The organism is Methylocapsa polymorpha, from assembly GCF_045689225.1.
Taxonomy (GTDB): domain Bacteria; phylum Pseudomonadota; class Alphaproteobacteria; order Rhizobiales; family Beijerinckiaceae; genus Methylocapsa; species Methylocapsa polymorpha.
In genome coordinates this window covers 1,212,008-1,226,575 of record NZ_CP136862.1, presented here as the reverse complement: position 1 = coordinate 1,226,575, position 14,568 = coordinate 1,212,008, and the positions used below count along the sequence as shown (strand labels likewise).

Annotated in this window: 13 protein-coding genes; 5 read left to right on the top strand and 8 right to left on the bottom strand. The window is 62.2% G+C overall.

Translation table 11 applies throughout. The annotated features are described in order from the left end of the window. Window positions 1–104: 104 nt before the first annotated feature. Entirely contained in the window at window positions 105–497 is a 393-nt protein-coding gene (locus tag RZS28_RS05750) for a DUF2267 domain-containing protein (RefSeq protein WP_407340375.1), read from the bottom strand. 492 nt (window positions 498–989) lie between these two features. Here RZS28_RS05750 and RZS28_RS05745 point away from each other — a divergent pair, with 492 nt between their 5' ends. After that, window positions 990–2,537 (top strand): inorganic phosphate transporter, encoded by a 1,548-nt coding sequence (locus RZS28_RS05745; protein ID WP_407341054.1) that lies wholly within the window; start codon window positions 990–992, stop codon window positions 2,535–2,537. A gap of 177 nt (window positions 2,538–2,714) precedes the next feature. Here RZS28_RS05745 and RZS28_RS05740 read toward each other — a convergent pair whose 3' ends face one another. Continuing rightward, entirely contained in the window at window positions 2,715–3,416 is a 702-nt protein-coding gene (locus RZS28_RS05740) for a peptidoglycan-binding protein (protein ID WP_407340374.1), read from the bottom strand. After that, a complete protein-coding gene (locus RZS28_RS05735; protein WP_407340373.1) occupies window positions 3,409–5,250 on the bottom strand; it encodes a PAS domain-containing sensor histidine kinase in 1,842 nt (613 codons plus the stop codon). Before RZS28_RS05735 ends, RZS28_RS05740 begins: the two co-directional genes overlap by 8 nt. Before the next feature lie 303 nt (window positions 5,251–5,553). Between RZS28_RS05735 and RZS28_RS05730 the strand changes: the two genes are divergently transcribed. Together RZS28_RS05730 and RZS28_RS05725 are read left to right on the top strand one after the other, a co-directional pair. Further along, on the top strand, window positions 5,554–5,835 hold the full coding sequence (locus tag RZS28_RS05730) for a hypothetical protein (RefSeq protein ID WP_407340372.1): 282 nt from the start codon (window positions 5,554–5,556) through the stop codon (window positions 5,833–5,835). Between the two features lie 128 nt (window positions 5,836–5,963). Further along, complete coding sequence (locus RZS28_RS05725) at window positions 5,964–6,392, top strand: SufE family protein (protein ID WP_407340371.1); 429 nt, start codon at window positions 5,964–5,966, stop codon at window positions 6,390–6,392. A 303-nt stretch (window positions 6,393–6,695) separates the two neighbouring features. Here RZS28_RS05725 and RZS28_RS05720 read toward each other — a convergent pair whose 3' ends face one another. Then, the gene (locus RZS28_RS05720) at window positions 6,696–7,112 is read right to left on the bottom strand and encodes a MucR family transcriptional regulator (RefSeq protein WP_407340370.1); all 417 of its coding nucleotides are present in this window, start codon (window positions 7,110–7,112) and stop codon (window positions 6,696–6,698) included. Between the two features lie 415 nt (window positions 7,113–7,527). Between RZS28_RS05720 and RZS28_RS05715 the strand changes: the two genes are divergently transcribed. Both RZS28_RS05715 and RZS28_RS05710 read left to right on the top strand, forming a co-directional pair. Beyond that, window positions 7,528–9,654 carry a S9 family peptidase gene (locus RZS28_RS05715; protein ID WP_407340369.1) on the top strand — a complete coding sequence of 709 codons (2,127 nt, stop codon included), beginning with the start codon at window positions 7,528–7,530 and terminating at the stop codon, window positions 9,652–9,654. Between the two features lie 90 nt (window positions 9,655–9,744). Next, a complete protein-coding gene (locus RZS28_RS05710) occupies window positions 9,745–10,800 on the top strand; it encodes an NAD(P)-dependent alcohol dehydrogenase (RefSeq protein ID WP_407340368.1) in 1,056 nt (351 codons plus the stop codon). A 28-nt stretch (window positions 10,801–10,828) separates the two neighbouring features. Here the strand turns inward: RZS28_RS05710 and RZS28_RS05705 are convergent, their stop codons facing one another. The 4 genes from RZS28_RS05705 to pyrH all read right to left on the bottom strand — a co-directional run bounded on the left by RZS28_RS05705 (window position 10,829) and on the right by pyrH (window position 14,493). Beyond that, on the bottom strand, window positions 10,829–11,776 hold the full coding sequence (locus tag RZS28_RS05705) for a phosphatidate cytidylyltransferase (protein WP_407340367.1): 948 nt from the start codon (window positions 11,774–11,776) through the stop codon (window positions 10,829–10,831). Beyond that, window positions 11,773–12,549 (bottom strand): isoprenyl transferase, encoded by a 777-nt coding sequence (locus RZS28_RS05700; RefSeq protein ID WP_407341053.1) that lies wholly within the window; start codon window positions 12,547–12,549, stop codon window positions 11,773–11,775. Before RZS28_RS05700 ends, RZS28_RS05705 begins: the two co-directional genes overlap by 4 nt. 297 nt (window positions 12,550–12,846) lie before the next feature. Next, a complete protein-coding gene (gene frr / locus RZS28_RS05695) occupies window positions 12,847–13,407 on the bottom strand; it encodes a ribosome recycling factor (RefSeq protein WP_407340366.1) in 561 nt (186 codons plus the stop codon). A gap of 369 nt (window positions 13,408–13,776) precedes the next feature. Continuing rightward, a complete protein-coding gene (gene pyrH, locus RZS28_RS05690) occupies window positions 13,777–14,493 on the bottom strand; it encodes a UMP kinase (protein ID WP_407341052.1) in 717 nt (238 codons plus the stop codon). Between the last annotated feature and the right edge of the window lie 75 nt (window positions 14,494–14,568).

The window sequence follows — 14,568 nt, the reverse complement described above, 5'->3', positions numbered from 1 at the left end:
CTTTGAATGTGAGCTATCGCACGTTGCTCAACGCGCCGACCGGCGTCAAGGTTCGCCTCGGACGGAGCCGCAGACACCATTTCCGATCAGGCGCCGCGCCTGATTTAGAGAAACTGGTTGAGGCCCGGGATCGCCGCAACGACCTGGCCGACGCGCTCGTCGCCGGCCTTTTCGCGTGCGTGGGCGAAGACTTCCCGGCCGATCGCCTGCATCTGGCCCATGCCGAGTCCGAGGCCGGTGAGCCTGCCCGCGAGGCCCATGAGGCCGCCGCCCATCCCGCCCATGACGCTGTTCAGAGCGCCGCCGTCATTCTCGCCGACCGCGCCTTGCGCCGTCGCAGCCGCTTCCGCGGCGCCCGGCACCGTCGCGAACAAAGCGTCGACTTCCGCTTTCGGTCCTTCCTTTTGAAGAAAGCCGAGAATCAACCCGACGGCTTTTCGCGCGACCTCCGGCTCGATGCTGGCGGAAGTGGAAATGCGTGCGATCAATTCTTCCATGTGAACCTCGTTCAACTGCCGGGCCGAGGTCCGCACTTGCCATCCGGATGAGGCGAAAATCAAGCGGCTCGGAGCCGCAAAGGATCGGCGTGCGACGCGATCGCACGTCGGCCTGAGATGAACCTGTAAGACAAAGCTCAGGCCACGCGCGACGCGCTCGGCCTGCCGGCTGAGCCCAACCGCTCCCGACTGCTGTCGTAGAAACGTCACGCTTCGGAGCAAGCGCCGCCTGTGGCGCGCTCGGCCAGGCCTCGGTCAGCGCGTATTCTGTCTGTGGAACGCAACCTCTACGCGTTTTGTCATATGAACGTCATGCGCTGGATCTAGGGGTGGCCGGCCGCCGTTTGGGTTCCTCAACGGCGGGCCGCTCGCCCGCGGCGGCGCAGGCCGACGGGATAAAAAAGTGGAGAGGGCGCTCGCATGACTTCCATTTCCTCGACCGACATTTTATCCGCCCATGAAGAAAGCGGTCGGCCGAAGCTCGATGCGCCGATGGGGCTTCGAACGATCCTCATCTTCCTCGCCATCATGGCTCTCGGGCTCTTTTTCACCGCCTACAGCATCTACTCGGATCTTGCCGCGACAGGAGCGAGCTTCGCCAACTTTCTGCCTTTCGCCCTGCTCGGCGTGGCGTTGCTGATCGCGCTCGGATTCGAGTTCGTCAACGGTTTTCACGACACCGCTAATGCGGTCGCGACCGTCATCTATACGCATTCACTGGCCCCGCCGGTCGCGGTCGTGTGGTCGGGCTGCTTCAATTTCCTCGGCGTTTTGGTATCGAGCGGCGCGGTCGCCTTCGGCATTATTTCGCTTCTGCCCGTCGAATTGATTCTCCAGGTCGGTTCGCAAGCCGGATTCGCGATGGTGTTCGCCTTGTTGATCGCCGCTATCATCTGGAATCTCGGCACCTGGTGGCTTGGGTTGCCAGCCTCGAGCTCGCATACTTTGATCGGCTCCATCATCGGCGTCGGCGTCGCCAATGCGCTCATGCACGGACGCGATGGAACCTCCGGCGTCGACTGGAGCAAGGCGGTCGAGATCGGCTACGCGCTTTTGCTGTCGCCGATTGTTGGCTTCACTTGCGCGGCCGGGCTCCTCCTCATCATGAAATTTCTGGTCAGGAAGCCTGAGCTTTACGCCGAGCCGAAGGCCAATGCGGCGCCGCCCTTGTGGATTCGCGGCCTTTTGATTTTCACCTCCGCCGGCGTCTCCTTCGCACATGGCTCGAACGACGGGCAAAAGGGCATGGGGCTCATCATGCTCATCCTGATCGGCACCGTGCCGACGAGCTACGCCTTGAACCGCTCGCTGCCGGAAAGCCAAGTCAGCGCATTCATCCAAGCCTCGCTCGCCGCGTCCAAGGTCGTTGAAACCAAGGCGGCGGGCTATAGCGTGCTTGGCGATCCGCGTCCCGCCGTCACCAATTACGTGAGCTCGCATCAGATCAATGAGGGAACCTATCCGTCCCTCGCGGTCCTGATCCGCGATATTGCGACCCAGGTGAAGACCTATGGTTCGCTCGCCAGGATCCCATCTTCGCTCGTCGGCAATACGCGCAACGACATGTATCTGACTTCTGAGGCGATTCGCTTCCTGCAAAAAGACAAGGCGAATGATCTCTCGAAAGAGGATGTCGCTTTTCTAGCCGCCTATAAGAAGACGCTCGACGAGTCGACGAAATTCATCCCGACCTGGGTCAAGATTTCGGTCGCTATCGCGCTTGGGCTCGGCACCATGATCGGCTGGAAGCGGATCGTCGTCACCGTGGGCGAGAAGATCGGCAAGCAGCATTTGACCTATGGCCAGGGCGCCTCCGCCGAACTCGTCGCCATGGCGACGATCGCCGCCGCGGATAATTTCGGCCTGCCGGTCTCGACCACCCATGTGCTCTCCTCGGGCGTGGCGGGGACGATGGCCGCGAACGGGTCAGGCGTTCAGATGTCGACCTTGCGCAGCCTTGCGCTCGCCTGGGTGCTGACCCTGCCTTGCGCGGTTGCCTTGTCGGCAACCCTCTTCTGGGTCTTCGTGCAAGTGCTTTAAGGCCGTCCTTTTTGCGCGTAGTCGGTCTTTTGATCGAGTTTGATTCGAGCGCTGCGAAAATGAAAACCCCGAGCTCGCTGGAGCCTCGGGGTTTTCGCATGATGACAAATCTGCCGATTCACTCTCCCGCTCTCAGTGGAAAGAGCGCGCATGTCGCGGGCGCTCTCGCAAAAGCTTCTAGCGGATCGAGATTCCCGATTCCGCGCTCAGTCGACGCAACAGGCTTGGCCTGAGTTCGCCATGCACGGGGAGGCCCCGGTCGCGCTCATAGCGCTCGATCGCCCGCCGCATCGTCGGGCCCGCCACGCCATCCGGTTTGAGCACGAATCCCAATTTCACCAGCGCGCGCTGGGCCGCAAGCACGGATTTATCTTGCGCGGGCGGCGCGGCCGCGGGTTTTTCCTCATGTAGCGGGGCAGGCGTCTTCAGCAATTGCGAGATCGGATCCTGTGGCTTCGCCTCTGCGGTTTCCGCCGGCGGCGCATGCGGCCGTCCGCTCGCCGGCGCCTGATCGGTCTGCGATCTTTCGATGGGCGCCTTTTCAATCGCTGAATTGGCGGCCGCCGCATTGAGCGCGGGCCGCGGCGCTGGAAGCGGAATCGTCTCGGCGATCGAGGGCTCTCTCATCGTAGGGACGGGCGCGGCGCGCCCAAACAGCGGAGCCGGATGGCGGGTCTTCTGCAATGTGAGCGCATTGACGAGAATTCCGACGACCGTCGCGGCGCAGAGCGCGCTCGCGACGACGCCGAGGTAACGCCGGGTTCGCCGGCTTGAGCCGCGCCCCTTCGTCCCAAACGCCTTGGCCCGGGTTCTTTTCGATTTCGAAGCCGGTTCGGCCAGAACGAAATCATGATCGGCGGCAGCCAGAGCTTCACGCAATTTTCTTCACCATCATTTGCTGGAAAATTTCACGCTGGTCGTCGCCGCGGCAAAAGCGCGGGATCGCCTCGATCGCGGCCGAAATCCGGGCTTTGTCGATCGCGCGCCGGCAATCGACCGGCAATCGGATCTGAAAGCACGTCCCTTTGCCCGGCTCGCTCGCGACGGCGATCGCGCCGCCGTGGAGGCCGACAAGGCCGCGAACGATCGAGAGGCCGAGGCCGGTTCCAGCGTATGGACGGTCGAGCGCGGCTTTGACCTGGAAGAAGGGATCGCCGAGGCGCGCGAGATCGCGCGCCTTCATTCCAATGCCGGTGTCGGCCACCAGAATCACGATCGAATTTCCTTCGCGCCTCGCGCTGATGGTCACGCTGCCCTTGGGCGGAGTGAACTTCACCGCATTCGAGAGGAGATTGATCAGGATTTGCTTGCAGGCGCGCTTGTCGCCGATGAACTCCCCGAGCTCGGCCGGGCAGGCGCGCAGGATCTCCACCTGGTTTTCCTTCGCGCCCAGCTTGACCATGTCGCAGCAAGACTCGATCAGCGGCGCAATTGGGAATGGTTCGGGCGTGATTTCGAACGAGCCCGAGCGGATCTTCGAGAGGTCGAGGATCGAGTTGACGACGGCGAGAAGATGCTGCCCCGATTGGTGAATGATCGCGGCATATTCGCGTTGCTTGGCGGGATCGCGGGGCGCGAGTTCGGCGTCGCCGAGGATTTCTGAAAAGCCGATGACCGCATTCAGCGGCGTGCGCAGCTCATGGCTGACATTGGCGAGGAACTGATCCTTGGACAGGCTCGCCTCCTCGGCGGCGGCGCGAGCGGCTTCGAGTTCGTCCTGGCGGAGCTTGGCTTTGGTGACGTCGCGAAAAATGGCGATCGCGCCGCCGCCCCGCTTTCCTTCTTGCGATTTGTTCGCATCTGCGTCCCAGCGGCTCGCGCGCATGTCGAGCCAGAGAAAAACCGGCTCGGCGTAATGGCCGCGATCGATCTGCGCCGATGTCCGCAGGCGCAGGGTCGCATTGACGGTCTCGACGCCGAGGCTCGCGTCCGCGATCGCCTTCAGAAAGGCCGGTCTGTCGGCGACATGCACATGCTCGAAGAAGCCGCGCCCCATGAGCTCGCCGGACGGCAGGCCGAACAGGCTCCGGCAATTGGGGCTGACGGAGGTGGCCGCCCCGGACCTGTCGTGGGTGACGACGAGATCGCCGACGGTTTCGATGAGGCTGCGGAGGCGTTCGGCCTGGAGCCGCTCGGACTCCGAGCGTCCGCGCTGAAGCCGGACGCAGCCGATCGCCGCGAGCGTCGCATAGGCTACGGCCGGGATGAGGAAAAAAGCGGAATTGGCCATGCCCGCGACGGGCCCGGAAAGCCCTAGGGCGTCTGCCGCGGCGAGCGCGAGGATGGCGAGGCCACCGAGGCCGCCGCTTGCGCCGACAAGAACGGCGTTCAGGGAAAACAGGCTCTCGACCGGGGCGAGAACGAGCCAGCTGAGCGCCGCCGGGTTCGCGCCATGGCCCGCGAGCGCCGCGGTCAGCCCCGCGGCGATCAGGCTGAATGTGGCGAACGCTTCTGCGAGCAGCAATTTTCCGGTGGCGGACAGGAAGGCAATGGCGCCGAGCGGCATGATCAGCCAGACGAAGACCAAGGCCTCGAGTATGGTCGGCGCGCCATGGAGCGCAAGAAAGAGGGGCGCCGCAGCCGCGGCGGCGAGCGGGCTCGCCAGCCGGCGTAGAATGAAGCTCTCCTGACGCGCGCGCTCGGCCGGATGCGCGAGGGCCGCCGGATAGACCAAACTGGCGATCTGGCTTTCGAGGATCTGGGAACGATCCAAAATCTGCTCCGCGCTGCGCTGCGACCTTGTCGACAGCCCGTTCAAAAGATGGCGAAGCCTGTCACGCGCATCTTAAGGCCGCCCTAAACAACAGGGCGTGCGCCCTCTCACAGCCCCGACAAAGGCCGAAATTGATCGAGCCAGGCCCGAGCAAAATCTCGCTATGGTATAAAAGAGGTTGCCATTTCGGGCCGGCGGGCCGGCGAAAGGATAGATTGGCTCGATTGTAATTTTACGAATCGCTTGCCGAGGATTTTAACAAAAGCCGCTTATGCAGGACTGTCGTCGCATGAGGGGTGATCGATGTTCTTTCTGCTTCGCGTCGTCTTTTGGCTGGCGATCGTATTCGCGTCCATATTTTGGCCGGAGAACGTCAAGCCCCCGGCGCGGGCCGAGATCACGCCGAAAGCGCGGGAAATTCTCGGCAAGACGCTCGAGCAGGCGCGCGAAGGGGTCGAAAAGGCCTGCGTCAGCGCTCCTATCTCCTGTTTGGAGGCTGCGGTTGGCGCTAGCCAGCTTGTCGGCGAGAAGCGCCGCGAAGGCAAGGCCAAGGCTCCGCTCGACAGTCCTGCTGCGCACCCCTAGAACCGCCCCGCGCTGAGCCAAGGTCGCGGGCTCGGGCGCATAAGGTTGCGCCGCACTATTTTTTTATGGCGTCCGGGGCGCCGCGCCGGTATAGAGAAGGGTCATTCATTCCGGGCCTTCGTATAACCATGAACCTCGACGAAATCATTGAGAACTTCAACTATCTTGACGAGTGGGAAGACCGCTACCGCTATTTGATTGAGCTCGGCCGCACGCTCGAACCCTTGGACGAAGCCGCTCATAATAATGCGAATAAGGTTCTCGGATGCGCGAGCCAGGTATGGCTCGAGACGCGCGTCACGACCGACAGCGGGGGAGCGCCCGTGCTCAAGTTGAAGGGCGACAGCGACGCGCATATCGTGCGCGGGCTCGTCGCGCTCGTGCTGGCGCTCTATTCGGACCAACCTGCGCAGACGATCCTTGCGACCGATGCGCAAGCTTTGTTCCAGAGCCTCGGTCTTTCCGCGCATCTGACGCCGCAGCGAAGCAATGGGGTGCGGTCCATGGTCGAGCGCATCAAGACCGACGCCCGCGCCGCGGTCGCCGCCGTCGCCTGACGCGAAAGCCTCGCGCCCCCGGACCGGGGGCCTCTGCGGCGAAAAAGCAGGATCAGGCGCTTCCGAGCGACAGGATCGCGCCGCGCAAGGTAGGATCTTAATCGCTCTTGCTTTGACCGGCCGAAGACGGGCGTTGGGACATGCGAGCCGATCCCTGGCCAGCGGGCTCGAATCGGCAAGTTCAAATGGCTGGGAGACTAGGTTCGGCTGATCGACCTAAGTCTTCCCTCGACGCCATTCCTCGGCTTGCTGGCGCTCCACGCTCTTGCAGGAGAGCCAATTGCGCGTTGCGGGCGCTGCGGCTTAGCGCAAACGCCGACGTTGTTGGCCGAGGCCCATTTGCTTGGCGAGATTTGAGCGCGCCTTGGCGTAATTCGGGGCGACCATCGGGTAATCGGGCGCGAGACCCCATTTCTCGCGGTATTCGTCCGGAGACATATTGTATTGCGTGCGCAAATGCCGCTTCAAGGACTTGAACTTTCGTCCATCCTCGAGACAAACGAGGAAATCATTCGTGACGGACTTCTTGGCGGGCACCGCGGGCTTCGGGATCTCGACCGGGGGAATAACGGAGCCCGAGGTCACGCGCAGCAATGCCGAATGAACCTCATTGATCAGCGAAGGTAGATCGCTCGCTGGCACTGAATTGTTGCTGACATAGGCCGACACGATGTCAGCAGCCAATTCTATGTAACTGTTAGAACCCGACGTCTCGCTCATGGCGCTCAATATCCCGAGTAGAAGGCATCGCCGATGGAATGCAGGTCAAATAGCGACACCATAGTTGCCGCACATGGCGGCAAGACCCTGCCAAACAAAAGTTCCGTTCAGTGATTTTCCCGAATCGACTCTTAAGAACATTTTTCTTTTCTAAGACGAAAACTTCGTATCCGCAAGTAGCAATTGGCTCACTTTATTGCGGTCAAGAAAAAAATGCTGCATGTCCCCGGTTCGGACAAATTAACGCAGCGCTGATAAAGGCGCCGTTACAGATTGACTGTCGCGCCGCCAAAGCGGCGAGCCGCAATGACTAGCCTGCCGAAATGGCCAGCCGACCTTCGCTAACGCAATATAAGGCCGCCCGCGGCGTCATGCTCCGATGGACGCGGCGGCCGTTGAGACGTAAAAGCTCTTCATGACTGTAAGGTTTTCAAATGAATCGCCGGTTTCCCCGCCGGCGATCGAGAAGCGCGCCAGAGAGACGATCGTCCATGGCGTCGCGCTCCATGACGACTATGCTTGGCTCAGGGCGGAAAACTGGCGAGAGGTCTTGCGCGAGCCTGACGCCTTGCCCGACGAAATTCGTTCTGTCCTCGAGGCGGAGAATGATTTCGCCCAGGCTGTCCTCGGGCCCGAGGAGAGCATGCGCGCGGCCCTGGTCAAGGAGCTGCGGGGACGCGTCAAGGAAGACGACGCCGACGTTCCTCTCTCTGACGGCGCATGGCTTTATTACGCCCGCCACCAAGAGGGGGGCCAGCATCCGATCTTCTGCTGCGTCAAGCAAGGAGGCGGGGCCGAAGAGGTTCTTCTTGACGGCGACGAGGAAAGCCAAGGCAAGAGCTTCTTTGAGCTCGGCGCCGTGCGCCATTCGCCGGATCACGCCAAGCTTGCCTGGAGCGCCGACGAGATGGGCTCCGAACTCTATTCGATCCATGTCCGCGATATAGGCTCAGGCGAGGACAGCGCGGAAGAAATCGTCGATACCGACGGCAATCTGGTCTGGATGGCGGATTCGCTTGGGTTCTACTATGTGCGGCTCGATGAGAACCACCGCCCCGCCGAGATCTTCAGGCACAGGATCGGCGACGATCCGGCGAAGGACGTCCTCGTCTTCGACGAGCGCGATCCGGGCTCCTTCATTCACCTGAGACGCAGCCAATCGGCGGCTTTCGCGATTGTCAGCGTCAGCGATCATGATTCTTCCGAATGCCGTCTCATCGACCTGCGCGATCCCGACGCGAGGCCGCGGCTCATCGAACCGCGCGCGGTGGGCGTGCGCTATTGGGTCGAGGATCGTGGCGATCGGCTCTTTCTGCGGACCAATGCCGACGGGGCCGAAGACTTCAAGATCGTCAGCGCACCTTTGGCGAGCCCAGGCAAGGCTTTTTGGGTTGATGAAATCCCCCACAAGCCTGGCCGCATGATCGTGACGGCGGCTCTTTTCCCGGATTATCTCGTGCGGCTGGAGCGGGAGGCCGGATTGCCGCGCATCGTGATCCGGCATTTCGCAAGCGGCGAGGAACATGCGATCGCCTTTGCCGAGGAGGCTTATTCGCTCGGCATTGAGGAGCTTCTCGACTATTCCACCCGGACGCTGCGCTTTACCTATTCGTCTATGACGACGCCCGAGGAAACCTATGATTATGACCTCGCCACGCGGGAGCGCGTCTTGCGCAAGCGCCAAGCCATCCCCTCGGGTCATGATCCCTCGCATTATGTGACGCGCCGGCTTTTTACGATCGCCGCCGATGGCGAAAGCGTGCCGGTGTCGATCCTGCACCGGGCCGACCTGCGCTTGGACGGGTCAGCGCCCGTCTTGCTTTACGGCTACGGCGCCTATGGGTCGCCGACGCCGGCCTCGTTCGACTCCGATCGCCTGTCTCTCGTCGATCGCGGTTTCATTTACGCGATCGCGCATGTTCGCGGCGGCTCCGATAAGGGCTGGCGTTGGTACACGGACGGCAAGCTCGCGAAGAAGCCGAACACGTTCGGCGATTTCATTGCGGCGGCGAGACATCTCATCGCCGAAGGCTATACGCGCGCCGGCCGGATCGTCGCCGAGGGCGGCAGCGCGGGCGGCATGCTGATGGGCGCCGTGGTCAATCTCGCTCCCGAGCTTTTCGCCGGCGTGATCGCCGATGTCCCTTTCGTCGACGTTCTGAACACGATGCTCGACGCCGATTTGCCGCTGACGCCGCCCGAATGGCTCGAATGGGGCAATCCGATCGTCGATGAGGCTGCCTTCGCGACGATCCGCTCCTATTCGCCTTATGACAATGTGGAAGCCAAGCGCTACCCGCCGATCTTGGCGCTCGGGGGCCTCACCGATCCGCGCGTCACCTATTGGGAGCCTTTGAAATGGGTCGCGCGCCTGCGCGCCGCGATGACCGGGGGCGGCCCGATCCTCTTGAAGACAAATATGGGCGCGGGGCACGGCGGCGCTTCGGGGCGGTTCGAGCATCTCGATGAAATAGCGCTGCAATACGCCTTCGCCCTCGCCTGCGCCGAGGGCCGGTACGAGACCGAGGCCGCCTCCGGGTGATCGCCGCAGCGCTCGGCCGCTCCGCCCGCGAGGCGTCCCGAACTCACTGAACCACAAAGTTCTTGGCTTAAATCAACACGGAGACAAGCCATGTTCGCATGTACTGGTTTCGCCACGTCAGGCTCGACGGAGCCGCTTTCCCCTTTTACGTTCAATCGGCGCGATCCCGGCCCGACCGATGTCCAGATCGAGATTCTATATTGCGGCGTCTGCCATTCGGATCTGCATCAGGCGCGCAATGAATGGCATAACACCGTCTATCCTTGCCTGCCGGGGCACGAGATCGTCGGGCGCGTGACCAAGGCCGGAGCCGAGGCCGCGCGTTTCAAGGCGGGCGATCTCGTCGGCGTCGGCTGCATGGTCGATTCCTGCCGCACCTGTCCCTCCTGCCGCGCGGGCTTCGAGCAATATTGCGAAAAGGGCTTCAACCCGACCTATAATGGCCAAGAGAAGACCATCGGCGGTCCGACCTTCGGCGGCTATTCGAATGCGATCGTCGTCGATGAATCTTTCGTGCTGCGCGTTTCTGACAAGCTCCATCTTGCCGCGGTCGCGCCGCTGCTTTGCGCCGGTATCACCACCTATTCGCCGCTGCGCCATTGGAAAGTCGGGCCGGGCCAGAAAGTTGGAATCGTCGGGCTTGGCGGCCTCGGCCATATGGGGGTGAAATTTTCTCACGCGTTCGGCGCCCGCACGGTTCTGTTCACGACATCGCCCGGCAAGATCAAGGATGGCAAAAGGCTCGGCGCCGACGAGGTCGTTATCTCAAAGGATCCCGAGCAGATGGCCGCGCATGCGAGCAGCTTCGACTTCATTCTCGATACGGTCGCCGCGTCGCATGACGTCAGCCAGTATCTCAACCTCTTGAAGCGCGACGGCACGCTGGTCCAGGTGGGCGCGCCCGAGCTACCGCTGGCGGTGCCGGTCTTCAGCCTTATCTTCAAGCGCCGAAATTTTGCCGGCTCGCTGATCGGCGGCATAGCGGAGACCCAGGAAATGCTCGATTTCTGCGCCGAGCACGGCATTACGTCCGATGTGGAGGTGATCCCGATCCAGCAAATCAACGAGGCCTATGAGCGCATGTTGCGCAGCGACGTGCATTATCGCTTCTCGATCGACATGAACTCCTTGAAGCAAGCGGCCTGACGACCGCTTGCGCGTCATGCCTGATTCGCTAGAACCATTGGAACAAGCCGGCCGCGACTGAAGGAAGGCCGCGCAAGGCGCCGAAGAGGGCCGCGAAGGTCGAGGCGGCGACAAATCCATCGAGCCGGTCCATGAATCCCCCATGACCAGGGATCAACAGGCTTGAGTCTTTCACGCCGAAGCAGCGTTTGACATAGGATTCGAACACGTCGCCGCCTTGCGAGATGATGGCCGCGACGAGGCTGAGCGCAAAGATCGGGAGCGCGAGCAGGGGCTTGCCGAGACCGCCGGCCCCGACCGCCGCGCCCAAAAGAGCGCCCGCGAACATGCCGATCAGCGTCCCGGACCAGGTCTTAGACGGTGAAACTTGCGGCCAGATCTTTGCGCCGCCGATGAGGCGGCCGCCGAAATAGGCGAAGACGTCAGTGCCCCAGACCGTGGCGAAGAGCCAGACGATCGATCGCGGCCCGAATGTCGCCGAGCTGTACAATACATTGACCGAAATGATGAGGGCGCCTGCATAGACGATCCCGGCGAAGGCCCAGATCCGGCGTCCGGACCCCGCGGCCAAAGCCGCGAGAAGGCTGGCGAGAACGATGACGGCGCAGGCGGTCCATGGCCCGCCTCTGCTTGCGAATTTCTCGGCGAGAACCAGGGCGAGGGCGGCGAGAATGATTCGCGCGAGCGGGCGCGCGGCGCCGATCAGCGTCTGCCATTCATAGCTGACCGCAAAGGCGCCAATGAGCCAGATAATGGCGAAGACCTCGCCGCCGAGCCAGACGGAGATGAGGGTGGCCGCCATCAAAGCAGCGGAGGAAAGGAGTCGCGGAAGGAGGTCGGCCAAACGGCTTGGAGGCGCGGCCTCGCCCGCGGCCGGCGGCGCCTCGCGTGGCGAGCCCGCGACGTCGTCATTCAGCATGGCGGCGGGGCGTTTGGCATGGCGGCGGGGCCGGCGGCGCAGGGGCGGTGGATTCATATTTTTTTTGTCTTACCATTCTGGCCTTGCGCCGTCACCCTGCCGAAACGCCGCTCGCGCGCGGAGAATTCCGCGAGGGCTGTTTCGAAGGCGTGACGGTCAAAGTCGGGCCAGTGCATTGGGAGAAACACGAATTCGGAATAGGCCGCCTGCCACATGAGGAAATTGGAGAGTCTCTTCTCACCCGAGGTGCGGATGATGAGGTCGGGATCAGGAACGCCAGCGGTGTCGAGACGCTGGGAGAGGAGAGTCTCGTTGATTTCAGATGGTTTGAGGCGGCCCGCCGCGACCTCCTCCGCCAAGGCGCGCGCCGCGGCGGCGATTTCCTGCCTGCTGCCGTAATTGAAGGCGACGATGAGCGTCAAGCGCGTGTTGGATCGGGTGAGATCCTCGGCCTCGTCGAGCAGCGCCCTTATATCGGGCTTGAGATCGGTCCGGCCGCCGATCACCTTGACCTTGACGCCGGATTTATGCAGTTCGCCGAGGTCATTGCGAATGAACCTCTTCAGCAGGCCCATGAGGTCGGCGACTTCCTCGATTGGCCTGTTCCAGTTCTCCATCGAGAAACTGTAGACGGTCAGATAGTCGAGACCAAAGTCGATCGCCGCGCGAACCGTCCCGCGCAGCGCTTCCAGCCCGCGCCTGTGCCCTTCGATCCGCGGCAGGCCGCGCATTGCGGCCCAACGGCCATTGCCGTCCATGATGATGCCGACATGCGCCGGGACGCCCGGCAGGCGGCGCCGCACGTCGAGCGTCGTCTCTCCGGAGATCATGCTCGGCATTGTCATGTCCTGGTGGCCAGCCGCCTGCGGCATTTCTCTCCGCTGCCTCTCGCATCAAACAGAAGTTCCCGGCCCCTCATAAGACCGGGATGCGTCGACTCCGCCTATTCAAGTCGAATGGGATATCACGTTAAACCCCTGATCAGGCGGGATAATATTGCGAAACCGGGATCCGCCTTCGTGGAAGGCGCCTGGAGGATGCCGGCAGGATCGCGACGGGTCGGGTTCAAAGCTTCGGCCGGGGCGACGCGCGCCCAGCCGAGCCGCTTATAGCAGACCCCGCCTAAATCAAACCTGCATGATTTCCTTTTCTTTCGTCGCGAGCGCCTGATCGATTTCGCTGACGAATTGATCGGTCACTTTCTGGACTTCGCTTTCGTGGCGCTTTTCGTCGTCTTCGCTGATCGCTTTGTCCTTGAGCAGCTTTTTCAATATGTCGAGGCCGTCCCGGCGAACATGGCGAACGGCGACCCGCGCCTCTTCTGCATATTTATGCGCGACCTTCGCCATTTCCTTGCGCCTTTGCTCGTTCAGTTCGGGGATGCGGATGCGCAGGACCTGACCCTCGACCGTTGGAGAGAGGCCGAGATTTGAATCACGGATCGCCTTGTCGACCGCGTTGACCATGGCTTTGTCCCAGACCTGAACCGACAACATGCGCGGCTCCGGCACGCTGATCGTCGCGACTTGGTTGAGCGGCATCGACTGGCCATAGGCCTCGACATGCACGGGCTCGACGAGGCTCGCGGTCGCGCGTCCGGTGCGTAAGCCGCCTAATTCATGCTTCAAGGTCGAAACCGCCCCTTGCATGCGCCGCTTCAGATCGGGAATATCGAATTCTGCGCTCATTGTAAGACCTTAATGTACATCGCAAGCAATCCGGAACTGCGCCGCTCGAGCAAGCCCGAGACGGAATCGGAACTTGCTCCCAATATCTTTGATTGAGCATGATCTTAGCGCGAGGCTGGCTCCTGCTTCGGCGGTTCATGCCCTAGAGCATGTTCCGAAAAAGTTGATCGACTTTTTCGATTAGAACACGCTCCAACTCTTTGAATTTGAGCGATTCCTTTTCGATCGGATGATTCCATCTGATCGGGAAGCGCTCCAGAGCCCGGTTACGCGGACGAAACGCCCAAGCCTAACGCGCGCGTCGCGGTTTGGATCCGGCCGGCGCAGCCGGGATGCTCGCCGCGGCGGCAATCAAGACGAAACAGACAATCACGGCGAAACAAAAGTGGCCTTGCCTTTCCCCTCGAGGGCCGCGCTGATTGCGCCCGGTTGCCGGATTGAAAAGACGATTATCGGAATCCGGTTCTCCCGCGCAAGCGCGAAAGCAGCGGTATCCATGACCGCCAGATTTTTCGCAATGGCCTCGTCATGGGTGAGCTTCTCGTAACGCGTCGCGGTCGGGTCGAGCTTCGGGTCGGCCGAATAGACGCCGTCCACTTGCGTCGCTTTCATGATGAGATCGCAGGAAAGTTCAGCGCCGCGCAACGCCGCGCCGGTATCGGTCGTAAAGAAGGGGTTGCCGGTTCCGCCAGCCAGAACGGCGATCCGGCCCTTGCCGAGATGATGCAGCGCGGCTTGGCGGGAATAGGCCTCGCAGAGGGAAGGCATAGGCACGGCCGACAGGGTTCGCGCGGTCTGGCCTTGCTTTTCAATCGCATATTCGAGGGCGAGCGCGTTCATGACGGTCGCGAGCATGCCGATGGAATCGGCGCGCGCCCGTTCAATGCCCTTGTCGGCGCCGGCTATGCCGCGAAAGAAATTGCCGCCGCCAACCACCACCGCCACCTCGACGCCGAGCGCCGCCGCATTCGTGAGATCGGCGGCGATCCGGGTCACGGTCGGAGCGTCGAGGCCATGGCTCAGCTCGCCCATCAAGGCCTCGCCGGACAATTTGACCACGATGCGTCGCCATCGAGATCGCCTCATTTGGCCGGAGTCGGTCATTTGCTCATCCCTCGCCCTAGCCGTCGGTCGACGCCGCAGAGACAGCTCCCGCCCTTC